Origin of the sequence: Bifidobacterium goeldii (genome assembly GCF_003951095.1) — a bacterium.
GTDB lineage: Bacteria > Actinomycetota > Actinomycetes > Actinomycetales > Bifidobacteriaceae > Bifidobacterium > Bifidobacterium goeldii.
The window spans coordinates 528,242-553,736 of sequence record NZ_QXGL01000001.1 but is presented as its reverse complement, the minus strand read 5'-3'; the positions used below and the strand labels follow the sequence as shown (position 1 = coordinate 553,736).

Genomic DNA, 25,495 nt, shown 5'->3' with positions numbered 1-25,495 from the left:
AGAAGAAAATCCACAGGGATTCGAAACCGTGGGGAATCGGGGTGCCTCCCGACCTTCACGGACACAAGAAAAATCCGGCTTCGGGGTGCCTCCCGGAGCCGGATACGGAAAGGATGCTGCAATGACACAGCAGGCAACCACTCCCAAGGCTAACGTGCCTCAGGGACGCAAAATTACACTGCTCAACGCAATCGGATACGCGTTCGGCGACTTTTACGGCGGTGGCTTCGGTCAGATCGCCACGTACCTGACCCTATTCTGGACCACGTTCGCAGGGCTCAAGGTTGCGCAGGCTGGCTCCATCGTTGGTATTGCAACGATGCTCGCCGCCTTCTCCGCACTGATCTTCGGTACGCTGTCCGACAATCTGTACAAGTGGAAGATTGGTCGCAAGTTCGGCCGCCGTCGTTTCCTGATCTTGCTTGGCGTGCCTACATTGCTGGTCACCATCTTGATGTTTGTGCCTGGTCTGCCATTCTGGGCGTACTTCATCGTGTACGCGCTGTGGATCATTGCCAACCAGCTCATCATGACCCCGTACTCGGTGCTCCCGAACGAGATGACCACCGACTTCAACGGCCGCACGATGCTCTCCACCACGCGAATGCTGTTCTCCGGCATCTCCACCGCTGTGATCCCGCTGGGTATGGCTGCCTTCCTCAAGGCGCTTGGTGACAAGCAGAGCTCCTCTTACACGATCTCGATGGGCTTCTTCATCGTACTGTTCGCTGTGTTCGTGTTCATCGCCTACAAGTCCACCTGGGAGCTGACCCCGGAAGAAGCCGGCTTCGACGAGGCAACTATCGAGGCGGAGCAGAAGGAACCGTTCAACTTCGGCAAGTGGCTCAAGGGCGTGGCTGACATTTTCGTGGGCTACTTCTCCACCTTGCGCAACAAGACCTTCCGCAAGCACATCCTCATCTACCTGCTTGGCCAGTCCTTCCTGGACATCTTCGGCCAGGTGTGGCTGTTCTTCGTGCTCTACAACCTCAACAAGCCGGTCGCTTTCGGTTCCGCTCTGTTGGGTATGGCGCTGATTGGTGAACCGCTCAAGCCGGTCTTCGGCTGGATCTTTGCCAAGCTTGGACCGCGCAAGATGTTCTCCCTGAACTTCGCCGGCGCCATCCTCGGCCTCCTGGGCCTGTGGGGCCTGTGGCAGACCGCCGCTCAGAACAACACCGCAGCTTGGAACACCGCGCTGTACGTGGTCATGGTCTGGTGGCTTATCTTCCGCGCTATGACCTGGTTCATTCCGTGGAACGTGTTCCCGTTCATCCCGGATGTTGACATGATCATGGCTGGCGAGAACCGCGGCGGCCTGTACATCGGCTTCCAGCAGTTCGCTCGTAAGATCACCGCAGGCCTGTCCGCGATGGCCTGGGGCTGGTTCCTCGGCGCCAACGGCTTTGTTGAGGACGCGTTCAAGGCTGGCAAGCCGCAGCCTGAGCAGGCTGTGAACGCCATCGGCACTGTGCTGGTGTGGTGGATCATCGCCGGCCTGGCCGTAGCGTGGATCATCTCCTTCACGATGAAGCTCGACAAGAAGACCGATGCTGTGCTGCTCAAGGAAATCGACCGCTTGAAGGCCGGTGGCCGCAAGGCTGACGTCGATCCTGCTACTAAGAAGGTCGTCGAACAGCTCACCGGTATCAAGTACGAGCAGTGCTGGCCGCAGACCACTGAGTGATCAGCACCACGCGTAACGCATAACTCGTGACGTGTGACTGGCGGCGGTCGTGGTTGCAGACACGATCGCCACCAGTCTCAAACAGTCCGGAGTCTTCTCATACGAGAGCAGACTCCGGACTGTTCTGCTATATGGAAGATCATGCTCAGTGAAACGTTCGGCCACTACAATGAGCGGCGATATTAGCTAAACGGCGCCTTCCAGCGTCAAGGAGGAACAATGGCAGAGATCACATGGAAGTCGATTCTCACCAAGTTGGTCGGGGGAGACCACTTAAGCGCCGAGGAATCCGAATGGTTCGTCGATGATCTGATGAAGGGCAACGCAAATCCGGCAGCTGTGGGTGCTGCGCTTGCTATGCAGCAGCAGCTGGGATTGACTCCTGAGGAGGTGTCTGGCGCTGCCAAGGCCATGGTGTCGCACGCTGTGCCGCTGAAGGTCTCCGGTGAAACCACCGACATCGTCGGCACTGGCGGTGACGGTTTCGCTACCGTGAACCTGTCGACGATGGGCTCGGTTGTGGCCGCGGCTGCTGGCGTGAAGATCGTCAAGCACGGCAACCGTGCGGCATCGTCTAAGTGCGGCGCCGCCGACGTGCTTGAAGCACTCGGTTTGCCGCTGGATTTGAAGCCTGAAGCAGTGGGTGAGATTGGCGACGAGGTGGGTATTACGTTCGCGTTTGCGCGCACCTTCCACCCGGCCATGCGCTTCGTGGGCCCGATTCGCGCTGCGCTCGGTATTCCGTGCGTGTTCAATGTGCTGGGACCTCTGACCAACCCGGCAAAGCCTGCGCACGTGGCTATTGGCTGCGCGAAGCGTGAGGTTAGCCCGATTATGGCTGCTGTATACGCTGCTAACGGCCAGTCTGGCATGGTGTACACCTCGCATGAGGGTCTTGATGAGTTGGCGCCTACTGGCCCGGTTTCCGTGTGGGAGATTCGCGACGGTAAGGTGACTGAAACTGATTTCGACCCGACTGTGGACCTTGGCCTTGCCAAGATCGACGTCGCCGAGCTGAAGGGCGGTGAGCCTGAAGTTAACGCTGCTGCATTCCGTGACTTCTTGGCTGGTAAGGATGTTCCAGCCCGCACCACCGCGCTGCTCAACGCTGCATCCGCCATCGTAGCTGACGGTCATCTGGTTGGCGAGGGCACGTTAGCTGAGCGCTTCAAGGAAGCATACGCGATTGCTGAAGATGCAGTTGACTCCGGCAAGGCTGCGGCACTGCTCGACAAGTGGATTGCAACCGCTAAGTCCAAGGCGTGAACGCTCGCAAGAGCATAGTGTGTGCGGGTTAGCTGACCGTTGTTTATTGCTGCGGTTCGGCTGACACGATAAGGCCTCTTCCTTCGGGAAGAGGCCTTTGTTATGACTGAAGGTATGTTCTTACTCCTATTCCGTCTGCGAGCCAATGTGCGTTGGCAACCAGTTTGGCAACTTTGGCAACACGGATAGGGGGTCTGCTTCGCGCCTCTATCGTGAATGGCATCGAGCCAATGATGGCGATACCGAGCAGGAGGACATTGTGAGTTCGTTTGCGGAATTCGGAGTGCTGGTCAACAACCGGCATAAGCCGAAAGACAAGCCAGCCGACACCAAAGTAGCATTGGGGTTTCTTGCGCCGTGGCTTATTGGCGCAGTATGCCTCAGCCTCATCCCCATGTTGTACTCGCTCGTGATCTCCTTCACCAAATACAACATGATTAAACCGCCGCAGTTCGTCGGCCTGATGAACTACCGGCACATGATCGCCGACCCAAGGTTTATTAACTCGCTTACCGTAACGCTCACCTATGTGATCGTCTCCGTGCCGCTGCAACTGGTCGCTGCACTCGCTCTCGCTGTGCTGCTCGACCGCGGCATGAGGGGCCTTGCGTTCTACCGTTCCGCGTTTTATCTGCCATCCATGCTTGGCGGTTCGGTTGCTGTAGCAGTCCTGTGGAAAATGGTGTTTGGTGCTGACGGCCTGTTCAACGCCTTTCTTGGGATTTTCGGCATCGATACGACGATGAGCTGGATTGCAAACCCGGATACTGCCAATTGGACGCTTATGGCTCTGCACGTGTGGCAGTTCGGCTCTCCGATGGTCATCTTCCTCGCCGGTCTGCGCCAAATTCCGCGCGAACTGTACGAGGCTGCCAGCGTGGACGGTGCCGGCACATGGCGGCAATTCCGGTCGATCACGCTGCCGATGCTCTCACCGATCATCTTCTTCAACCTGGTGATGTCAGTCATCAACTCATTCCAAACGTTCACGCAGGCGTACGTCGTCTCCGGTGGAACCGGAGGGCCAAGCGACTCCACATTGTTTTATACGCTCTACCTCTACCAGCAGGGATTCGCCTCCCTGCGCATGGGATACGCCTCCGCGCTGGCATGGATCATGGTATTGATCGTGGCCGCGCTAACGGGAATGAACTTTGCTCTTTCGAAATTCTGGGTGCATTACGATGACTGACACGACACAAACTACGACAACCAGCGCATACGCAGAACTCGGTTCCGGCCACGGTATGAATCCCAACCGGGGGAGGGCTGCCGTTCGCATGATCAGCGCCATTATCAAACAGATCGTGGTATTGCTGCTCGCCATCCTCATGCTCTACCCAATCCTGTGGATGATTGCCAGCTCCCTGCGCCCACAAAACGAGATCTTCACCAATATGGGATTGCTCGTCACCAAACCTGTTTGGGAAAACTATGTCGCTGGGTGGAACGCACTGAGCTATCCGTTTGGTCGCTACATTCTCAACTCGCTGATCATCGTCGTTTTCGCGATCATCGGCAATATTCTCACCTGCTCAATGGCCGCGTACGCGTTCGCACGATTACACTTCCGATTCCGCGGCGTGTTGTTCGGCTTCATGCTGCTCATGCTCATGATTCCGATCCACGTGATCGTCATCCCGCAGTACATCATGTGGAACTCACTGCACCTGATCAACACGTTCGTGCCGCTCATCGTCCCTAAATTCCTCGCCATGGACGGTTTCTTCACCTTCCTGTTCTATCAGTTCCTACGCGGGCTGCCTCGCGACCTCGACGAGGCGGCGAACATCGACGGTGCCGGCCACATTCGCATCTTCTTCCAGATCCTCCTGCCCCTCATGAAACCCGCTATCGGTACTTGTGCTGTTTTCACGTTTATCTGGACTTGGAACGACTTCTTCAGTCAGTTGTTGTACCTGACCAAACCCGACATGTACACTGTGCCGATTGCTTTGCGCACGTTTATTGACTCGCAGTCCCAATCCAGCTACGGCCCCATGTTCGCCATGAGCGTTATCAGCCTGATCCCGCTGTTCCTCGTATTCACGTTCGGGCAGAAGTATTTAGTCCAAGGCATCGCCACTACTGGTGGTAAGTAAGCATTGAAAGTGATTCAAAGATGAAGCGTTTATGGAAGAAGTATTTGACAGCTGTGATGGCGGCCGTGGCATTGTGCGTCACCACCGCGTGCGGCAGCTCGGTCGGTGCCTCTGACGTGCCAGTTGTGGCATCGGATGGCGACGTGACCATCCGCCTTGACTGGTGGGGCGGTGACTCGCGCGTCGAAACCACCGAACAAGCGGTTGCGGCCTTCGAAAAACTGCATCCGAACATTCACGTTGACATGGAATACTCCGACTGGACTGGCTACTGGGACAAGCTCGCTGTACAGTCGGCAGGCGGCAACGCGCCCGATGTTATGCAAATGGACGAACTGTACCTCTCGTTCTACGGTTCGATGGGTTCGCTTCTCGACCTCAATACAGCGTCGAAATATCTTGAACTCAATGGTATGAGCGATTCACTCAAATCAATGGGGCAAGTCGAAGGTAAACAGGTCGCTGCCCCCGCCACCACCGCACAATATGGCGTCATCGTCAACAACACGATTCTCAACAATCTTGGGCTCACACTGCCCGATACTGACCATTGGACGTGGGATGAATTCGCTGACTTCGCCAAACAGGTCACCGAAAAGTCCAACGGCACAATCATCGGCTCACTGGCACCAAATAACGGTTATGGCTTGCAATTGTGGGCGCGCCAGCACGGCGAAAAACTGTTCGACGGCAACCATATCGTCATTCAACCTCAAACACTCGCATCGTTTCTACAATTGCCTGCTGACTGGGCTAGCAACGGCGTCGAAGGCAGTCGCGAACGGTGGAGTGAAAACAGTGCTGCGACACTCAACGACAGCGACTTTGGCAAAGGCCAACAGGCGATGATGATCACACAAGCCACGATGATTACGCCTTACGCCCAAGCAGCTGGCACCGATGACATGTCGATTGTGCCACTGCCGCAGATCGACCCGGGAGCAAAAACCATGTATCTCAAGCCCGGCATGTACTGGTCGATCTCCTCGAGCTCCCAGCATCCAGCTGAAGCAGCTATGCTCGTGAACTATTTGATCAACAACAAGCAAGCAGGAACGATCCTCGGCACAGAACGCGGCATTCCATCCAATGACGATATCCGTCATACGCTAGCGAACAGCGTGTCGGGAACTGATCGTACAGCGCTTAACTTCGTTGATACGATTCAGCCCACATTGGGTACCTCTCCATCGATTACGCCCAATGGTGCTTCCGAACTTGATAAGACCATCATCCGCTATCAGCAAGATGTTGTCTTCGGCAAACGTAAAGCCCTAGACGCGGCAAAAGCTATGATTGCCGAACTGCAAGAGTCTATCGACTTTGCTTCGTAAGGTGTTGCGGCCAAGACGTATACGAGTGGGGGGTGCGGTTCACACACGTAGTGAACCGCACCCCCCACTCAAACAATGATGGCATCGTCATACGTGTGCCAGCAGACTACACCCTTGCACCATCATCAAACGGGTTAGTACGCGTCTCACTGTGCCCCTTATGCTGCAAAATCAAGCCAGCCGCACCGATTAGCGCGCATACGCCGAACACAGAACCCAAAATAGCGGCTAGTGCTGGAACGAACACTGAACCAATAATGCCAGCAACGCCAACGAGAAGCAGTATCCAAAACACAAGCTTCGAAGCCTGAACATGCCCAATCTTTGGATTCGGCGGCACAAAATCGTCACCATACTGATCCATCACATCGTCAGTGTCAAGCCAGCTAGAACCCACGTGATCGCGTGGACCACGCTGATGCAATGGAACAACATCGTCCGTAAACGTGCCAGCGTCAAGATCATTCACTGATAGCAGTGCTTCTTTTTCTTTACGCTGCGCATGACGTTCAAAACGCCGCGCATTACGGGAACGCGCTACATCATCAAGATCATCGGCATGTTCAGCTGCGAATGCTGCCCAATCCAAATCGTCGCCAGCTCCAGACGTGCTGGAATTCTGCCCATCTTGCGGCGTGGGGTTTGGACGCTCGCTGTCCGCATTGCTATTGTGGTTCTCGGTCATATAGTCCTACTGTAATCAAGCGGCCAGTCAAACCGCCGCAAACCGTTGGAGGTGGCAATCGTGCTGTACTGGTTCTTTGTTAAGGGCTTCGGTTGGGTCGCTCGTCGTCGTATGGGCCCGACTGCGCACGGCTTGGAAAACATTCCGCGTCATGGTGGAGCGATTATTGCTGCGAACCATCTCGCCGTTATTGATGATGCGCTTATTCCGATTACCTGCCCGCGCATGGTGCATTTCATGGGCAAGGCTGAATATTTTGAAGGTAAGGGCATTAAAGGCAAGTTCAAGAAGTGGTGGTTCACTTCTGTCGGCGTGTTCCCCGTGGACCGTTCAGGTGGCTCCAAGTCGCTGGGTGCGCTCGCTCATGCGCGTGAGATTCTTGAAGATGGTCATCTGTTCGGTATTCACGTCGAAGGTACACGTAGTCCCGACGGCCGCTTGTACCGTGGCCACACAGGGGCCGCGCGTCTTGCGTTGGAAACCGGCTGCCCGCTGGTGCCTACTGCGCTGATTGGCACGCGCGAAATCCAAAAGCCGGGGCAGATTATTCCGGGCAAGGGTAAAACGCAAGTGATTTATGGCAAGCCGATTCCAGTTGAGAAGAAGGCTGATGATGAAATCACGCATGAGGAAGCACGCGAACTCACCGACCGTCTGATGCGCGAGATTCAAAAGCTCAGCGGACAAGAGTACGTGGATGAATACGCGCAAAAAGTTAAGGCACGGCTAAAGGCTGAGGCTGAAACAGCGGAAGCGAGCGAACAGCAGCAGGCGTAACATGTTCGACGCTAGAAGTGCCGGAAAACGACAACAATACTAGTTTGGGCAGCTCTCCACATTGTTGGAAAGCTGCCCAAACTATATGCGCATAAATCAGTGATGATTGCGCTTAGTAATCACTCATCATCACACAACAGTCAGTGTGATGACTGTCTTTTTGCCATTCTCATCACGCAGACGAGTCTGACCGGTAGCGCTTTGCTGCTGTACCAAACCAAGAATGTTCAAACCAGTCGTCTTTACGTCAAAGCCAAGTGCTTGCAGCGTCTTGGTCGCCGCATCCTTGTTCTGACCAACCACGTTCGGCACGTTGGCCATCTCAGGTCCCTTGGAAATCACCAACGACACAGCATCGCCCCAATGCAGTTGCGAACCAGCGTTCACCGACGCAGAAACCACGCTGCCGGCGGGTACCTTGTCATCGTACGCTTCAGACGTAGTGACCTTGAGCTTGGCTTCATTCAACGCAGCCATCGCCTCGTCCTGCGTTTTGCCGACGACGTCAGGCATTGCTACCGGCATTGGCCCCTTCGACAGGACTACCGTGATCTTCTCGTTATGCGGCAGAGTAGCACCCGGTTCGACGCTAATGGATTGCAGCGTACCTTCAGGCAGCGTTTGCGAATACTGCTCCTGCGATTCATCACGCGTAACATTCGTAAAGCCAGCTGCTTGCAACGCAGCCAGAGGATCCTTGCCATTGGCTGAGTTCGGATCGTCAATATCGCTTGGAACCGTTGCGGGCTTGACACCGCGCGACACTACAACGCTCAAATGATCGTTGTTTCGCTTGCTAATATGATCGCCAACATTCTTCGGACTCGTGGTAATAATCGCACCTTGTGCAACATCATCACTGTACTGCTGCGAAACCTTGAACGGAATATTCGCCACGTTCAACGTGCTCTTATACGTGCTCCATGATGCGCCAGCAGTAGAACATGCTTCTCCCTGAACACAGGTGACGTCAGTCGGCTGCGGCACTGTCCAATAACTGCCCGGACCAAGGTAATACCACCATGCTCCACCGCCACCGCCAGCGCATAGTGCTACAACAAGAGCAACAACCAGCGTGATAATCAACGCTTTATGAGATTTACGCGGCCTATCAACCTGCGCGTTGTGTTGCGCGCTGTGCGGCATGTTCTGCGCAGAAATAGTTGGGAAAGGAAGGTTATGCGACGGCGAGCTCGGCATATCAGGATCAGAAACTGCCGCTAAGTCAATCGATTGCGTGGTGCTTCCAGGCTGCGAGGTAATTACTTGCGTGGCAGTCTGATCCGTTACCACTGGCGTGTTTTGTACCGGTGGTACGGGTGCTAGGGGCGTGGTAACCGCTGCTCCAGGCGTAGAAGGCACAGGAGTTGCACCTGCGGCAGTAGTTGAACCATTCTCCTCGCTGCCAGCAGTATCCGGCACAGTATCCGGCACGGTATTCGGCAACACCTGCGTAGCTGGGGGAGCAGGAGGAGCTGGAATTGTGCCAACCAGCGCCGGCACCGTGGACTCATGCGCATCCTGACGTGCATCATCCGGCAGCTTACGATACTGCCATGCGGCCATATCGAGTTGTGGCGTAAACTGTTGCAACTCGTGCAATGCATCGGCCGCATCCGCAGGACGATCATTAACCGCACGAGCTGTTAAATGTGCGATAAATGCGGCAACACGCGGGTCAATACCAGGGCAGACTGTTGCCACAGACGGCACATCCTCATGCACATGCTTAAACACCATCGTGACAGGATTATCCGACGTGAATGGCACATCACCAGCGAGCATTTCCCACGCCATAATGCCCACCGAATACAAGTCACCCTGCTTGGTTGCCTGATTATTTTCGATCATCTCCGGCGCTAAATACGCGGCCGTACCCAGCAGCATGCCAGTAGACGAGAGCGTAGCTTGAGACGCAGCTTTAGCCAAACCAAAATCAGTAATCTGCACGTGCCCGCGATCATTCAGCAGAATATTTTCCGGCTTAATATCACGATGCACCACGCCCACACGGTGTGCGGCAGCCAAGCCGTCAAGCGTTTCAGAAATAACACGCAACGTTTCCCGCACACTAAACGTGCCCTGCAGATTCATATCATGACGCAAATTCACGCCATGCACATACTCCATAACGAGATAGTCAAGCCCGTTAAACTCGCCAGTGTCATACACCTGCACAATATGCGGGTTAGCAATCGAGGCGGCGGACTTTGCTTCCCGGCGGAAGCGCTCCACGAACTGCGCGCGGTGAGCACCTTGCGCCAGCTGCGTATGCATGATTTTGATCGCGACCGTACGTTCAAGCCGCTCGTCCACCGCTTCATACACGGTGGCCATGCCGCCCTCCGCGATCCTGCGGATGACGCGATAGCGTCCTTCGATCGTCTGCCCTTCCGGCGTGGCTGCGGCTTCACTCATGGTTGTTCGTAAGGTTCCTTCAAACGCGAATCGTCTTTCCCCAGTGTATATGGTGGCGCGAATCCTACACGGCAAAATCCGGTACGAAACGTGCACATGCTGTGACGAGTGCGTTCGTCGCCTCATCAGGAAGACCAAGTTCATACACTGCAGCCTTCGAACGCGCCCACAACGTGCGAATACGCTCACGCGAACGGTCAATCGCACCAGTAGAAGCAAACAGTGCAATCACATGCTGTACGTCAGCGTTGCTGCGCGCTGAAGCTTCGAACAAACGAATCAACTCATCGCGATCCGCATCACTAGCATGAGCCAGCGCATCCGCCAACAGTACCGTGCGCTTACCTTCGCGGATATCACCGCCCACCGGCTTGCCAGTATTGCGCGACGAACCAATAACATCCAACAAATCATCTGCTAACTGGAAAGCTTGGCCGAGCGGCAAACCAATCGCCATCGCATGGTTGCGCGCAACATCCGGCGAAAACCCAGCTGCTAATAGTGCGAATTCAAGCGGAGCGATCGTCGTATAACTCGCCGTTTTCCAACGGAAAACATTCAACGACGCTTGTGCCAACTGTTCAGGATTATCAAGCGGATTCAACTCGACAGCAAGATCAAGTACCTGACCAATTTCCACTTCGCGGTGCATGGTTAAGAACGTTGAGACAATAGCGCCAGCATCGGCGTTCATGCGCTGCGCTGCAGCATTGGCAATATCAACACTAGCGGTAGCCAGCAGATCGCCTAACATAATGCCTAATCCACGGCCGATTGACGCACTGTGCGTAGCAGACTCCAACGCGCGATGCGCTGACGGTTTGCCACGGCGCAAATCAGACTCATCAATAATGTCATCATGCACGAGCGCTGCAGTTTGAAACACTTCGATAGCGCACGCTAAGTCAACAACCGCATCACGTGGAGTATCAGCGTGACACGATTGAGACTCATTGACATGAGCATGCTGTGCTGCATCGAATGCATCAAGTACCAGTAGCGCGCGCAGTCGCTTGCCTCCCTCACTGGAAACAACCGCTTGTCGAGTGACCGTGTCCATAACCATTCGGCACGATTGCGCAATCGACTCATTGCTGCCAACACGCGCAAACTGGTCCACCAAAACGCCAATACGCGGTTCGATAAGGTTCAAATCCGATGCAGTACTCATACCTAAGAGGTTATCCACAAGGTTTTACGAATACAAGATTGGCGGATTTCCAACGCTGATAAGCCTTCGACCACATAGGTCAAAAAACGCGTGGTAAATGGCGAAGATAGTGCATAGTAGACATATGCGGTTGATCGGGGAAATCAGCCGTACCAATACACCCGTGATTGTCAGTGACAATGCGGGCTCCATGAATCAAGGGGGATTGTCATGGTATTGAAACAATCAGCATCTGCTGTCCACGAATTGCATGTGCCCAGCGAGCAATACAGTGCAGTAGAACGTCTCTCATCGCAGCGGTTAACGCAGCTCACTAGTCAATATCGGCAAGATCGACGTTGCCGAGGCGCGAGCATTGCAACACACGATTGGGTGCGCTCGCCGTTTGCTTGGTGGGCTGATGCGCTCGAACACGGCGAATCACAATTAGATGTTGAAGCGGTTGCTGCGCTAGCTGTAGGCATGAATGAAGTGCTTTCGATTCGCGACGCACTCGTACTCTCACTGATTGCTGTGCCAACGTATGCCGATGTCGAAGTAATGATTGAACTTGCTGCACGGCCTCATGATCCAGCGGTGCAACGTCGCATGTATCGCGAACTCAATCGCGCATTCGCCGATGACCAACGCCGCCCTGACATACGCCGATGCTTGACCGGCGTCGATTTACTCACCAGTATGATCGGCGCACTACCGGAACGATTCGGTATCCAACCGCTGGCAATTATTGCGTACGCATTATGGTGGATTGGAGATCGGCGCGCGGTTACATTCGCTTTGCAATGTTTGATGTTGGATGATGAGTGCACGCTAGCGGCTATTGTCTGTTCAGCGATTCAACGAGGAACAGGGCCAGCTTGGCGTGACGGACAGCCACTAGGCAGTTCACTGAGATAAGTGAGATAAGCGAGGCAAGTGAGGTAAGCCTCAACAACGCGTAAGCGCTGGTGCTCAAGCGTGTTGCATCGTGTTACATACTGTGCGGCGCGCGGAAAGATGCCGGCTATGGGAATAATCGTCCTAGGAAGATGGTTAACTCCAATAGTTGACGATTTGCCCTTGCCAGAAGTGCGCCTATTGTGGTATAAGCACGGCTGGCGAGAACAAGCAGGAGGATGAGTTTGGCTGCGAAGGACACGAAAGCTACGACGGTGAACGAAGCGGAAGCCAACGAGAAATCCAAGAGCACCGGCGCGCGCAAAACCGCCACGAGGAAGAAGGAGACCGCCACGGCAGGCAAAGGCAAGACTTCGACGGCACGTAAGACGACCGCGACCAAGACCCCGCGCACGCGCACGGCGAAGAAAGCCGCGCCCGAGGTTAAGGAAGAGACTCGCGTTGAAGAAACGGACGAGGATCTTGACGACGATCAGGTCGACGAGCCTGATGTTGACAGCCTCGACGACGATCTCGACGACGTGGACGACACGGACGTTGATGACGAAGACGACGAGGATGATCTCGACGACGAAGACGATGAAGACGAGTCGGAGGATGACGACGACGAGGACAGCGATGAGCGGGCTCGTAAAGAAGTCGAAACTCCGAAGGAGAAGGGCGCTTTCGTTGTACGCGATGACGATGACGACGATAATCTGACGCCATCGGGCAATCCGAAGCGCCGTGTTATTGCTGCTGGCGCTACCGCTGATCCAGTCAAGGACTACTTGAAGCAGATCGGCCGCGTGAGCCTGTTGAACGCTGAGCAGGAAGTTGACCTCTCGGAGCGTATCGAAGCTGGCTTGTACGCGCAGCACTTGCTTGACACTGAATCCGACAAGATGGACTTTAAGCGCAAGCGTGAGCTCAAGTGGGCTGCAAACGACGGCAAGAAAGCTAAGGACCACTTGCTCGAAGCTAACCTGCGACTGGTTGTTTCGCTGGCAAAGCGTTACACCGGCCGTGGCATGCTCTTCCTCGACCTTATTCAGGAAGGCAACTTGGGCTTGATTCGCGCAGTCGAGAAGTTCGACTGGAAGAAGGGCTTCAAGTTCTCCACGTACGCTACTTGGTGGATTCGTCAGGCAATCACCCGCGCTATGGCTGATCAGGCGCGTACGATTCGTGTGCCTGTGCACATGGTTGAAGTGATTAACAAGCTGAGCCGTGTGCAGCGCCAGATGTTGCAGGATTTGGGCCGTGAGCCTACGCCTGATGAGCTGGCACGCGAGCTTGACATGCCGGTTGAGAAGGTGCAAGAAGTGCAGAAGTACGGCCGTGAGCCGATCTCACTGCACACTCCGCTCGGCGAGGACGGCGATTCTGAGTTCGGTGATCTGATCGAAGATACCGACGCTATCGCACCGTCCGACGCAGTCGCATTCTCACTGCTGCAAGAGCAGTTCAAGCAGGTGCTTGAAACGCTGTCCCCCCGTGAAGCCGGCGTGATCAAGATGCGCTACGGTCTTGAAGATGGCCAGCCGAAGACGCTTGACGATATTGGCCGCGTGTACGGCGTGACTCGTGAACGTATCCGTCAGATCGAGTCGAAGACCATGTCGAAGCTGCGTCACCCTTCGCGCTCGCAAACTTTGCGCGACTTCTTGGATCAATGATCCTCTCCGTGCTCCCCACAAGGGAGCACGTTTTTTGTCTTACCTGGAGCAAACAAGGAGAACTATGCCTGAATCCTACGGTGCAGACAGTCTTACCGTGCTTGAAGGCCTTGATGCGGTGCGTAAGCGCCCTGGTATGTACATTGGTACGACTGACAGCCAGGGACTCATGCACTGCCTGTGGGAGATCATCGACAACTCTGTGGATGAGGCTCTCGCCGGCGCATGCGACCGTATCACCGTCACCTTGCACACCGACGGTTCTATCGAAGTAGCAGATAACGGTCGTGGTATTCCTGTTGACGTCGAGCCTAAAACCAAGCTCACCGGCGTTGAAGTCGTGCTCACGAAACTGCACGCGGGCGCCAAGTTTGGTAATGCGTCATATAACGCGGCAGGCGGTTTGCATGGTGTTGGCTCGTCGGTAGTGAACGCGTTGAGTTCGCGCCTTGATGTTGAAGTTGATCGTGATGGGAAAACCCACCACATGGCTTTTCATCAGGGTCATCCAGGCGTGTACACGGATGCTGATCCTACGCATCCTTCACCGGATTCGCCATTCAAGCGCACGCGTAAGAACAAGCCAACTGAGCTGGAGATTATTGGCAAGGTCAGTCCGAAAACCACGGGTACGCGCATTCGCTACTGGGCTGATCCGGAGATTTTCAATGACACTGCGCAGTTCAGCTATGAGCAGCTCATTGACCGTGTGCGCCAGACCAGTTTTTTGGTGCCGGGGCTGAAAATCACGGTTATTGATGAGAATATTCCGGAAACCGGTGATGATCAGATCGACGAGCTGCATGAAGTCGATGAGCGCGATGAGCGTTTTGCTGACTCCACCGTTGATGCTGTTGAAACTGCTGACGAGACTGTTGATGACAGCGCTGACAGTGATGACGCTACTGACACTGACGCTACTGAGGCGCAGAAACATGCTACGCAGTCTCATGCAGTAGCCATCGCCAAGGCTGACGCTGCCGGTCACGCACACCGTCGCGTCGAAGAATTCTGCCATACCGGCGGTGTCAAAGACTTCGTCGATTTTCTCTCAGCTGGCGAAGCTGTTTCCGACATTTGGCGCATCCAAGGCGAGGACACCTATGAGGAGGAGACGCAGGCCGTCGGCGAAGGCGGCGAACTACACGCGCTCAAGGTCACACGTACCTGCGGTGTCGATATTGCGATGCGCTGGACCAACGGTTACGACACCGTCATGCGCAGCTTCGTCAACGTTGTGGAAACGCCCGGCGGCGGCATGCACGTCGACGGCTTCCTCAACGGCATCACCAAGCAGATTCGCAAAGCTGTCGAGGACAATGCGCGCAAGCTCAAGGTGAATCTCAAAGATTCCAACATGCGCGTCGAACGCGACGACATCACGGCTGGACTCGTCGCTGTCGTCACCGTGCGCATCGCCGAACCCCAGTTCCAAGGCCAGACGAAGGACGTGCTTGGAACTGCACAGGTCAAGCCGATCGTCACCAAAATGACTGACAAGCAGTTCGGCGAGATGATCACCGGCTCCAAGCGCGGCTACAAGGAACAGTCCGGCCGCGTGCTCGAGAAGATCGTCGGCGAAATGCACGCGCGCATCCAAGCGCGCAAAACTAAAGAGGTCACACGGCGTAAGAACGCGCTCGAATCCGCATCCATGCCGCCCAAACTGTCCGACTGCCAGCCGGGCAACGACGACGTGGCCGAACTGTTCATCGTCGAGGGTGATTCCGCACTCGGTACTGCTAAGGCCGCGCGCAACTCCGGCTTCCAAGCACTACTGCCGATCCGCGGCAAGATCCTCAACGTGCAGAAGGCGTCGCTGAGCCAGATGCTGTCCAACAAGGAATGCGCAGCGATCATCCAGGTGATCGGAGCCGGCTCCGGCGCAAGCTTCGACATCGAACAGGCGCGCTACAACAAGGTCATCATGATGACCGATGCTGATGTTGACGGCGCGCACATTCGTATTCTGCTGCTCACCTTGTTCTACCGGTATATGCGCCCGCTCATTGAGCATGGGCACGTATACGCCGCCGTGCCGCCTCTGCATCGCATCGCGCTCGCCGGCTCGCACAAGGGCGAATATATTTACACGTATTCCGACGACGAACTTGCTGGCAAACTCGCTGACCTTGAGAAGCGCAAGATCTCCTACAATCCGGACATCCAGCGTTACAAGGGTTTGGGTGAGATGGATGCCGACCAGCTGGCGGACACGACGATGGACCCGCGCACGCGTATGCTGCGCCGCATCCGCATGGAGGATGCTGCACAGGCTGCCGGTATCTTCAGCCTGCTGATGGGCGACGATGTGCCGCCGCGCAAGGCGTTCATTGTCGACAACGCCGACGATTTCGATCGTTCTAAGATCGACACCTGATCGAAGCGAATCCTATTGTGCGCGATCCGGCGCACATACGATGGGCCTGTGCGAGCAGACATTCTGCTTGCGCAGGCCCATTGCTATTGATGCGTGATTGCGCGTGATGTGCGGCGTTACTCGTGCCGTTCGCGGCACGTCTGACCGAGCCTACGCGACAGAGAGATCGGGTCAAGCAACGCGTCAAGCTCGCTGGCCGGCAGATCGGTACGTTCACCAGCAACCTCGCGCACAGAACGGCCACTGACCGCTGCTTCCTTAGCGATGTCAGCCGCATGCTCGTAGCCGATCGCGTCGTTGAGTGTGGCGGCGATCGACGGAGAATATTCGGCGTACCGGCGGCCTACTTCGGCGTTGATCGTGATGCCATCCACGCAACGCTCGCGGAACATTGCCATCGCATTCGTGAGTAGATCAATACCGCCAAGCAGCGCGTGAATAATCACCGGGTCGAATGCGTTAAGTTGCAGCTGTCCTTCGGAGGCGGCCCATGTGACGGTCGTGTCCATGCCGAAGATCATGAAACAGCACTGGTCCACGCATTCGGGAATCACTGGATTTACTTTGCCGGGCATAATACTGCTGCCAGCCTGCCGTGCTGGCACGTTCAGGTCGTTGAACCCGTCGTGCGGGCCGGAGTTGAGGAGTCGTAGGTCGTCTGCTGCTTTCTTTAGATGGATGGCAAGATTCTTCACGGTTTGCGAGACAGCGATGTACGCGCTCATGTCGGTCATCGCGGCTATCGGGTCGGGTGCAGCGGTGATTGGCAGGCCCGTGATACGGGCCAAATGCTCAGTGGCTGCCTTGCGGAAGCGCAAGTCAGCACAAATGCCAGTGCCGATGGCTGTAGCGCCCAGATTGAGTGTCATCAGCTGCGGTACGACGCGCTCCAGCTCAGCAAGATCGGTTTTCAAAAAACTTGCGAATGCGTGGAATTCCTGGCCGTACGTCATTGGCACGGCGTCCTGCAGTTGCGTGCGGCCGATGGTTACATCGTTGATATGTCGGTCGGCCAGAGTATGGAACGATGTGGCGAGCTGCTTCGTCTCCTCAGCAAGCGGGTTGAGCGCGTCGATGAGCGCGAGCTTGCATGCGGCTGGATACGTGTCATTGGTGGATTGACTGTGATTTACCGTGTCGTTCGGGTGGATGACAGCGTAGTCGCCACGCTGATGGCCGATGATTTCGAGCGCGCGGTTGGCAATAACTTCGTTGATATTCATATTGGTGGAAGTGCCAGCGCCACCTTGTAGTACGTCAACGGGGAATTGATCGGCGAGTTTGCCGCTTTCAATCTCAAGACATGCGGCGACGATGGCGCGCGCTTTGCTGTTGTCAATGAGGCCGAGTTCAGCGTTAGCTTCGGCGCAGGCGCGTTTGACGGTTGCGTAGGCTTTGACCAGCTGCGGGTGCGCGGAGTCGGGGATACCAGAGACGGTGAAATTGCCGATGGCGCGTTGCGTGTGGATACCCCAGTAGACGCCGGCCGGTACCTCGAGCTCGCCGATGCAATCGTGTTCTATGCGGGTATTGGCGGTATTGTGGCCGGATTTCGTGATCATTTGACGCTCCTTTATGGCGATGTGTCCTGATCCACGGGTGGATACTTCTGAGTTAATCATGCGTGATATTGGCTGATTCTTGGTGTATTCGCCGTGCGCGAATTGGGTTGACGCGCCGATTTGGCGATTGATGAGGGTGCTGGTGGGGTGTGTGAAGGGTGTCGCAGATGTTGATGTAGATGTTGATCGGCGTGTCGCGACACGACCATTGGCTACCAACTGGTAATTATCTTCAATATTCGCTATGGTTTGTACGAACGTACATTTATCTATTGTCTGTGTGTGCGATAGCGCGCGTGATGTAAGGAGGGGATATGGTCAACCTGTTGCTTGCTGTGATCTATGTGGCCTTCATTAGCTTAGGATTGCCGGATTCGCTACTTGGCTCAGCATGGCCGACGATGAGTCAAGATCTCGGCGCGCCCGTTTCGTGGGCGGGTGGAATCTCAATGACGATTTCCGCAGGTACCATCATCTCCGCACTGCTCAGTGATCGTATGACGCTCAAGCTCGGCGCTGGTCGAGTCACCGCAATCTCTGTGGGATTGACCGCTGCGGCGCTGTTTGGCTTCTCGGTGGCGCCAAACTATTGGGTGCTGCTGCTCATGGCAATCCCGTACGGTCTTGGTGCCGGTGGTGTTGATGCAGCGCTCAACAACTATGTCGCGATCCATTATGAAAGCAAGCATATGAGCTGGCTGCACTGTATGTGGGGTGTGGGTGCTTCGCTCGGCCCATACATCATGGGATTTGCGCTTTCTGGCGGCCAAGGATGGGCCTGGGGATATCGATATATCAGCATCATGCAGATCGTGCTCACTGCGGTACTGGTGCTGAGCCTGCCGATGTGGAAGTCGCGTACGGCAGTGCCGGCCGCGGCGGGTACTGCGGGTAGTGCTGACGGTAATGCTAAGACGACCGTGCCTACCGAACGCAAACCGTTAGGACTTTCTGGTGTACTCGCCATTCGCGGTGCCAAAGAAATTCTCATTATGTTTTTCTGTTACTGCGCAATCGAATCAACTGCCGGCCTATGGGCTAGCAGTTACATGGTGATGCACGACGGTGTTGATAAAACCACTGCGGCTTCCTTCGCTAGCCTGTTTTATGTGGGCATCACCATCGGTCGTGCGCTAAGCGGCTTTATGACGATGCGCTTCAGCGACCCTGTGATGATTCGCATCGGCCAATGCGTGCTGTTGCTCGGTGTGTTGCTGGTTACCTTGCCGCTGCCTGGGACCTGGGGGACTGTGGTCGGTTTGGTGACGATCGGACTCGGTTGTGCGCCGATCTATCCGTGTGTTATTCATTCGACGCCTACGTATTTTGGTGAGGAGAACTCGCAGGCGATTATCGGCGTGCAGATGGCCAGTGCTTATGTTGGTTCACTCGCCATGCCGCCGGTGTTTGGCCTGATTGCACAGTATGTGACGATCTCGCTCTACCCGTTCTACCTACTGGTGCTCCTTGCATTGATGGCATTCATGCACGAGTCGCTACGTCGCAAGCGCAGCTGACAGGCGGTGGTGTGGTGGTGTGTGATGATTGCGTGCGGGTTATTGCATATCGAAAAACGATAGATTAGTATCGAATTACGATTATTGATAATCGAATTTCGATAGGATATTGTCTTGTTGGGGGAGGGTGGCCGTCATGGGTTCGGCAAATTGGTTGAACGGGTCGTCCGGGATGCGGTCGACCATGTGGCGTGAAGAGCATCCGTGGGCGATTGGCGCGCTTAAGGCGCTGATCGTTCTGTTTGCACTGATCTGCCTATGGGGGCAGTATGCCTGCTATGTGGTCGCCGGCGATGTTGTGCTGACGTATCCCGAGACGGCTCCAGCACGCTGGCCGTATACGATCGCTGGAATCCTCGGAGTCGCATGCTTCGAGGTCGCCATGGTGCCGTTGTGGCGTCTGCTGGATCTGGCCAGACGACACGACGTGTTCTCTGGCAAGGCCGTGTTCTGGGTGAACATGATCATCGGATGCGCCGCTGCGGAAGGCGCGCTGGTGCTGTTCGTGCTGCTGTTTGGTATGTTCGCGCAGTTCGACTACTGCGATCCGACGAGTGGCGAATGCTTTCCTGCCGCTGTGACTATGCCTGCGGTGGAGCTTGGGTGTCTAGTCGCATTGCTGCTCGTTGCTGCGTTTATTCTGCTCATGCTTATCATGCGATCGCTGCTCGTGGCTGCGATCGCACAGCATGATGAGCTCGAGGCGGTGATCTGATGGCGATTCGCGTGAACCTCGACGTGATGCTCGCCAAGCGCAAGATGAGCGTCGGTGAGCTAGCTGAACACATTGATATCACACCGGCGAATGTCTCTGTACTCAAAAACGGTCGGGCCAAAGCCATCCGGTTCTCCACACTCGATCGGATCTGCAAGGTTCTCGACTGCCAGCCTGGCGATATTCTCGAATTCTCGGATGGGCCACAGGTGGAAGACTAGCGTTTGCAACGTGTGTCGAGTGGTCTGTGGTGACTGTCATAATCGAACGTATGTACGAATGTTTGGACTTGTTCTCAGAGCCCACTAGGGCGTGGTTCAAACATGCGTTCGGGTCGCCGACTGAGGCGCAGCAAGGCGCGTGGCCGGCGATCCATTCGGGCGGGAATGTGCTGGTGATCGCGCCCACCGGATCCGGCAAGACCCTGTCCGCGTTCCTTTCGGCGATCGACCGGCTTATGGGGGAGCACGCCGCACGTTCCGCGCCCGAGCATATCGCCGATGCTCACGACAATCCTGGCGATGATGCGGTGGTTATGCCGGCAAACGAATCGGATGCTGTCTCGAACGGGAAGTCGGGGCGTCGAGCTCGTCCAAGACGCAAGCACGCTATGGCCAAAGGCGTCAAAGTGCTGTACGTATCACCGTTGAAGGCGCTGGCGGTCGACGTGGCAAAGAACCTTCAAGCGCCGCTTGAAGGCATCGCCGCCGAATGCCGCGATATGGGGCTTCAAGCGCCGAACGTCACCGTGGCGACACGCAGCGGCGACACCACGCCGCAGGAGCGTCGCGCGATCGTCTCGCATCCGCCGGACATCCTCGTCACCACGCCAGAATCGTTATACCTGCTACTTACCTCCAAGGCGCGGCGCATTCTCGCTACCGTAAACACGGTGATCGTGGACGAAGTGCATGCGGTGGCTGGTACCAAACGCGGTGCGCATCTCGCCTTGAGCTTGGAACGGCTTGATGCATTGCTTGACAAGCCCGCACAGCGCATCGGCTTGTCCGCAACCGTGAATCCACCGCAAGAAGCTGCACGATTCCTGGCTGGCGCACGGCCGGTGAGCATCATCAACCCTGGATCTCATCCGGCGATGGACCTGCGCGTGGTTGAACCACTCGAGAACATGCGCGACCTGCAATCCGCTAACGCCGGCAATCGAGCCGGCGGTATAAGCAGCGGTTCGTCGGCTCCACGTATCTCCGGCATCACTCCCGCCATGCAACGGCTTGCCGAAAGGCGTGGCATCATCCCGGTCACAGACCGAAACAGTATGGAAGGGGAGCTAGATTCCAAGACTGCGGGCGGCATCGGTTCAGATTCGCAGATCGGCCATGATTCCGTGGATCTGGTCGGCGCGGCCGGCGACCAGACCTCAGGGTCGATCTGGCCAGTGGTCGAACGCAGTGTGCTTGACGAGATCCTCGCCCATCACACTACGCTGGTGTTCGTCAACTCGCGAGGATTGGCGGAAAAGCTCACCGCCCGGTTCAACGATATGTATGCCGACATGCGCGGTACTGGACAGCACATCACATCGCCAGAAGGGCGTGAAGGATTTGCTGAACACTACGATGCAGTGGTCGGCTCGACAACCATGCTCGTCCAATCGCACGAACCGGATGATGTGATCGCGATGGCACACCACGGGTCAGTATCCAAGGATCGTCGCAAGCAGATCGAGGAAAAACTCAAGCGTGGAGCATTGCGCTGCGTTGTAGCAACCAGCAGCCTCGAACTGGGCATTGACATGGGGTCGGTCGACCTGGTCATTCAGATCGCGCCGCCATTGTCCGTCTCCTCCGGACTACAACGTGTTGGACGTGCCGACCATCGCGTCGGCGGCGTCTCACATGCATTGTTCTACCCGCTCACCCGCGAACAGATCATTGGAGTCGCCGCTTCGATCGAAAGCATGAAGGCTGGTGCCATCGAACCGTTGTCGGTGCCGCGTAACCCGCTCGACGTGCTCGCTCAACAGACAGTGGCCGCAGCTGCAATGGGCGACATCAAACCCGACGAATGGTATGCGACCGTACGCCGCGCGGCGCCCTTTGCTGAACTGAGTCGCGATATGTTTGATGCGGTCATGGGCATGCTGACTGGCGCATATGCCGACGAGGAGTTCACCGCATTCCGGCCGCCGCTCATGTGGAACCATGACGATAACGTCATTGCTGCACGCCCCGGCGCGCAACGATTGGCGGTCACCAGCGGTGGTACGATCCCCGACCGCGGCCTATACACTGTCGTCCTGCCCGAGGCAGATGCTGGCAAAGGGCCACGCCGCGTCGGCGAACTCGACGAGGAAATGGTCTACGAGTCACGAGTCGGCGATGTGATCACACTCGGCACCTCCACCTGGCAGATACAGGAAATCACACGCGACAGGGTTATCGTAACGCCTGCGCCCGGGCGGACAGCGCGGCTGCCGTTCTGGCATGGCGAAGGCGCCGGCCGCGACTACGGATTCGGCTGTGCGCTCGGACGGTTCCTGCGTGAAGCTGCACAGGGGCTTCAAACCAATGATGTCAATCGCAATAGGCATGACGATGCCAACGATTACAGGCGCGAAGCAGGCCCGCGATTCGATGTGGATACCCGATCGCGGCTGAAAGACGACGGGCTTGACGACAATGCGATCGACAATCTAGCACGATTGCTTGGCGAACAGCGGGCAGCCACGACCGTCGTTCCCGATGACCGCCATCTGGTCATCGAACGATGCCCCGACGAGGAAGGCGATTGGCGTGTAATCATCCACTCGCCGTACGGCCGGCGCGTCCACGAACCATGGGCGATGGCCATCGACGCCCGACTGAAACAACGATATGGCTTCGACGGGCAGACCTATGCTGCAGATGATGGTATCGTCTTCCGACTGCCGCAAGGCGAAGGCACGATACCCATCAAGCAGCTGATCACCTTCGACATCGAGGAACTACAGCACATTATCGAAACGCAGGTCGGGCAAACCGTGCTGTTTGCTGCACGATTCCGCGAATGCGCCGCCCGATCGCTCTACCTGCCACGCACCGAACCCGGCAAACGCGTGCCGCTATGGCAGCAGCGACTCAGAGCCGCGCAACTGCTCAACGCCGCTCGGATGAAGCACAATTTCCCGTTGTTATTGGAAACCGCGCGCGAATGCTTGCAGGACGTATACGACCTTCCGGCCTTGCGCGCAGTGATGTCCGCTATCGACAATGGTTCTGTCACACTTATAGATACGACCACGCAGACTCCGTCACCGTTCGCGGAGAACCTGTTGTTCGGATTCGTGGGCACGGTCATGTACCAGTACGACGTGCCACAAGCCGAACGCTCAGCGCAGTTACTATCCATGGATCCGCAGGTCTTGGAGAAGCTGCTGGGCGACACCGACATGTCAACCGTGCTTGATCCGGAAGTAATCGCCGAAGTGACTCGCCAGATGGAAGACCGCACCTTCTGGAATGAACTTGACGCTGATGACATCGTTGGGCGGGTCAGCCGATACGCGAAAACGCATGGGCCATTCACCGCCGACCAGCTCATCGCCGATACGGGCATTCCCACGGTCGAAGCCGTGCACGCGCTCGACGAGCTGAAACAACGCGGGGATCTGATCAACGGCATCTTCACCCGCGACGATCATGACGATCATGCAGACGTGACGGGGAAGACGCGTACCGAGCCAGTACAATGGCTGCACCGCGAAGTGTTCCGACGTATCCGCGCGCTGTCGCTGTCCAAAGCGCGCAAGGCCATCAAGCCAGTAAGCCCGCAGACGTATCAGGCGTTTCTGCTGGAACGGCAGGGGATTGGCCCTATCGGGGGAGAACACTACGAGGGTATCGATGGGCTGATGCGCGTCCTAGAACAGTTGGAGGGTGTGGCATTGTCGCCAGCTGTTTGGGAGCGATCCGTGCTACCGACGCGTGTGCGCGACTATCAGCCGGCCATGCTCGATGAACTGCTTGCGGCGGGCGACATCGTATGGGTTGGCTCGAAGTCAGCCGGCACCAAAGCTGGCGAACCGGGGCGAATCGCCTTCCACCCGGCCGATTCCGCACTGCTGTGGACAGGTGAGGACACGCATGGCGGCAACGGTGACGATAACAGTACGGCAGATGACACAGTAGTCACCATTCCCGATGCCATCATGCGCTCACTCGCATCATCAGGAGCCTATCGTGCCGATCAGTTGGCGGCCATGACCAGACGGCTGTGGCAGGACTCCAATCCGGAGACAGTAGATCCCGTCACCGGGGAGATCACCACGCCGCCTTGGTCAAACACGCAGTTCGAAGAAGCCTTATGGTCACTCGTGTGGCAGGGAAAGGTGACCAACAGCTCCTTTGCTCCGCTGCGAGCGTTGGGCACACCCGCAAGACCGGTTCGGGCTCCCGCACGTTCAACGCGGCGGCGTATCCGCATGACCCCTCCCACGCCGATGACCTTGGGAGGATTATGGTCATCTGTTGCCGCGTGCACATCAGTTGCTTCACAAACAACGGTGGATTCTGGAACCGCGTTTGATTCGGACATGACAGTAGACCCGGCTACACCGGAACGCCGAGCCATCGAACTAGCGGAGGCACTACTTGACCGATACGGCGTCATCGCACAACCACTGGTAGAACGCGAAGATGTCAACGGCGGATACTCCGGCCTGTACCCCGTGCTGCGCCGCATGGAGGAGCACGGTCTGCTGACACGCGGCATGTTCGTGCGTGGCTTTGGTGCGGCGCAATTTGCGGCACGAGACACTGTCGATATGCTGCGCGACGCCGATCCGCAACGGGGAGCATCATACGTGACGCTCGACGTCAACGACCCAGCCAACCTTTACGGCTCCGCTATCGAATGGCCAGCCATTACTGCAGCGTCACATGCCCAAGCCGATAAACAATTGGAGCAGAGCAGCAAAGAGATGGTGCCGCCGGATCAGTCACTGGCAGGCAAACCATCGTCGAAAACGACTAAGCCAAGTCGGCGCGCAGGCGGATATGTGGTATTGCATCAGGGCGAACTCGTATTGTTCGCCACGCCGAAAAGTCATCATCTGCTGGCGTTTCACACGAGCAATACACAACTGAGAGCAGCCTGCGCTGAACTTGCATTCGCTTTGCCACGTCACATTCCATCAAGCGTAAGCTTCATTGACCTCAACGGCATACCGTTGAACCGATTAGCGGAGGAAAGCCATATTCTTCACGCCGCAGGTTTCACACCTTCACCCCAAGGCATGAAACTGTGTCGGTAAGCCTCAGCTAGGAAAACAACCAGCTTCAGTCGACTCCAGTCGGCTCCAGTCAAGCCCAGTCGCGCACGGAGTTGA

General features: G+C 56.3%; 17 protein-coding genes. 13 read left to right on the top strand and 4 right to left on the bottom strand.

Annotated elements, in window-relative coordinates; all coding sequences use genetic code 11:
* The first annotated feature begins 121 nt into the window (after positions 1–121).
* The 5 genes from D2E25_RS02485 (at position 122) to D2E25_RS02465 (ending at position 6,389) form a co-directional block, all read left to right on the top strand.
* Positions 122–1,687 carry an MFS transporter gene (locus D2E25_RS02485; RefSeq protein ID WP_125979437.1) on the top strand — a complete coding sequence of 522 codons (1,566 nt, stop codon included), beginning with the start codon at positions 122–124 and terminating at the stop codon, positions 1,685–1,687.
* A gap of 219 nt (positions 1,688–1,906) precedes the next feature.
* Positions 1,907–2,953, top strand: a complete 1,047-nt coding sequence (gene trpD, locus D2E25_RS02480) for an anthranilate phosphoribosyltransferase (protein WP_125979436.1) — start codon at positions 1,907–1,909, stop codon at positions 2,951–2,953.
* 259 nt (positions 2,954–3,212) lie between these two features.
* Positions 3,213–4,145, top strand: coding sequence for a carbohydrate ABC transporter permease (locus tag D2E25_RS02475; protein WP_206430715.1), 933 nt, complete (start codon positions 3,213–3,215; stop codon positions 4,143–4,145).
* Positions 4,138–5,055 carry a carbohydrate ABC transporter permease gene (locus D2E25_RS02470; protein ID WP_241216940.1) on the top strand — a complete coding sequence of 306 codons (918 nt, stop codon included), beginning with the start codon at positions 4,138–4,140 and terminating at the stop codon, positions 5,053–5,055. Before D2E25_RS02475 ends, D2E25_RS02470 begins: the two co-directional genes overlap by 8 nt.
* 20 nt (positions 5,056–5,075) lie before the next feature.
* Positions 5,076–6,389, top strand: a complete 1,314-nt coding sequence (locus D2E25_RS02465) for an ABC transporter substrate-binding protein (protein ID WP_125979434.1) — start codon at positions 5,076–5,078, stop codon at positions 6,387–6,389.
* A gap of 106 nt (positions 6,390–6,495) precedes the next feature.
* Here D2E25_RS02465 and D2E25_RS02460 read toward each other — a convergent pair whose 3' ends face one another.
* Positions 6,496–7,074 carry an NfeD family protein gene (locus D2E25_RS02460; RefSeq protein ID WP_125979433.1) on the bottom strand — a complete coding sequence of 193 codons (579 nt, stop codon included), beginning with the start codon at positions 7,072–7,074 and terminating at the stop codon, positions 6,496–6,498.
* A 60-nt stretch (positions 7,075–7,134) separates the two neighbouring features.
* Between D2E25_RS02460 and D2E25_RS02455 the strand changes: the two genes are divergently transcribed.
* Entirely contained in the window at positions 7,135–7,851 is a 717-nt protein-coding gene (locus D2E25_RS02455) for a lysophospholipid acyltransferase family protein (protein WP_125979432.1), read from the top strand.
* 129 nt (positions 7,852–7,980) lie between these two features.
* Here the strand turns inward: D2E25_RS02455 and D2E25_RS02450 are convergent, their stop codons facing one another.
* Both D2E25_RS02450 and D2E25_RS02445 read right to left on the bottom strand, forming a co-directional pair.
* Positions 7,981–10,269 carry a Stk1 family PASTA domain-containing Ser/Thr kinase gene (locus tag D2E25_RS02450; RefSeq protein ID WP_125979431.1) on the bottom strand — a complete coding sequence of 763 codons (2,289 nt, stop codon included), beginning with the start codon at positions 10,267–10,269 and terminating at the stop codon, positions 7,981–7,983.
* A 64-nt stretch (positions 10,270–10,333) separates the two neighbouring features.
* On the bottom strand, positions 10,334–11,440 hold the full coding sequence (locus D2E25_RS02445) for a polyprenyl synthetase family protein (RefSeq protein WP_125979430.1): 1,107 nt from the start codon (positions 11,438–11,440) through the stop codon (positions 10,334–10,336).
* A gap of 210 nt (positions 11,441–11,650) precedes the next feature.
* Here D2E25_RS02445 and D2E25_RS02440 point away from each other — a divergent pair, with 210 nt between their 5' ends.
* The 3 genes from D2E25_RS02440 (at position 11,651) to D2E25_RS02430 (ending at position 16,375) form a co-directional block, all read left to right on the top strand.
* Positions 11,651–12,337: a DUF4192 family protein gene (locus tag D2E25_RS02440; protein WP_125979429.1), complete on the top strand. Its 687-nt coding sequence runs from the start codon at positions 11,651–11,653 to the stop codon at positions 12,335–12,337.
* A gap of 224 nt (positions 12,338–12,561) precedes the next feature.
* Positions 12,562–13,995: an RNA polymerase sigma factor gene (locus tag D2E25_RS02435; RefSeq protein WP_125979428.1), complete on the top strand. Its 1,434-nt coding sequence runs from the start codon at positions 12,562–12,564 to the stop codon at positions 13,993–13,995.
* Positions 13,996–14,059: 64 nt separating this feature from the next.
* Positions 14,060–16,375, top strand: coding sequence for a DNA gyrase/topoisomerase IV subunit B (locus D2E25_RS02430; RefSeq protein WP_125979427.1), 2,316 nt, complete (start codon positions 14,060–14,062; stop codon positions 16,373–16,375).
* Positions 16,376–16,491: 116 nt separating this feature from the next.
* On the opposite strand, the gene D2E25_RS02425 is transcribed toward D2E25_RS02430, so the two are convergent.
* Positions 16,492–17,937 (bottom strand): aspartate ammonia-lyase, encoded by a 1,446-nt coding sequence (locus tag D2E25_RS02425; RefSeq protein ID WP_125979426.1) that lies wholly within the window; start codon positions 17,935–17,937, stop codon positions 16,492–16,494.
* 314 nt (positions 17,938–18,251) lie between these two features.
* Between D2E25_RS02425 and D2E25_RS02420 the strand changes: the two genes are divergently transcribed.
* From D2E25_RS02420 to D2E25_RS02405, 4 genes are all read left to right on the top strand, one after another.
* Positions 18,252–19,454 (top strand): MFS transporter, encoded by a 1,203-nt coding sequence (locus D2E25_RS02420; RefSeq protein WP_164514670.1) that lies wholly within the window; start codon positions 18,252–18,254, stop codon positions 19,452–19,454.
* A 136-nt stretch (positions 19,455–19,590) separates the two neighbouring features.
* Positions 19,591–20,169: a DUF2975 domain-containing protein gene (locus tag D2E25_RS02415; protein ID WP_241216938.1), complete on the top strand. Its 579-nt coding sequence runs from the start codon at positions 19,591–19,593 to the stop codon at positions 20,167–20,169.
* Positions 20,169–20,390, top strand: a complete 222-nt coding sequence (locus D2E25_RS02410) for a helix-turn-helix domain-containing protein (protein WP_125979425.1) — start codon at positions 20,169–20,171, stop codon at positions 20,388–20,390. Before D2E25_RS02415 ends, D2E25_RS02410 begins: the two co-directional genes overlap by 1 nt.
* 50 nt (positions 20,391–20,440) lie before the next feature.
* The gene (locus D2E25_RS02405; protein ID WP_125979424.1) at positions 20,441–25,420 is read left to right on the top strand and encodes a DEAD/DEAH box helicase; all 4,980 of its coding nucleotides are present in this window, start codon (positions 20,441–20,443) and stop codon (positions 25,418–25,420) included.
* Positions 25,421–25,495 lie beyond the last annotated feature (75 nt).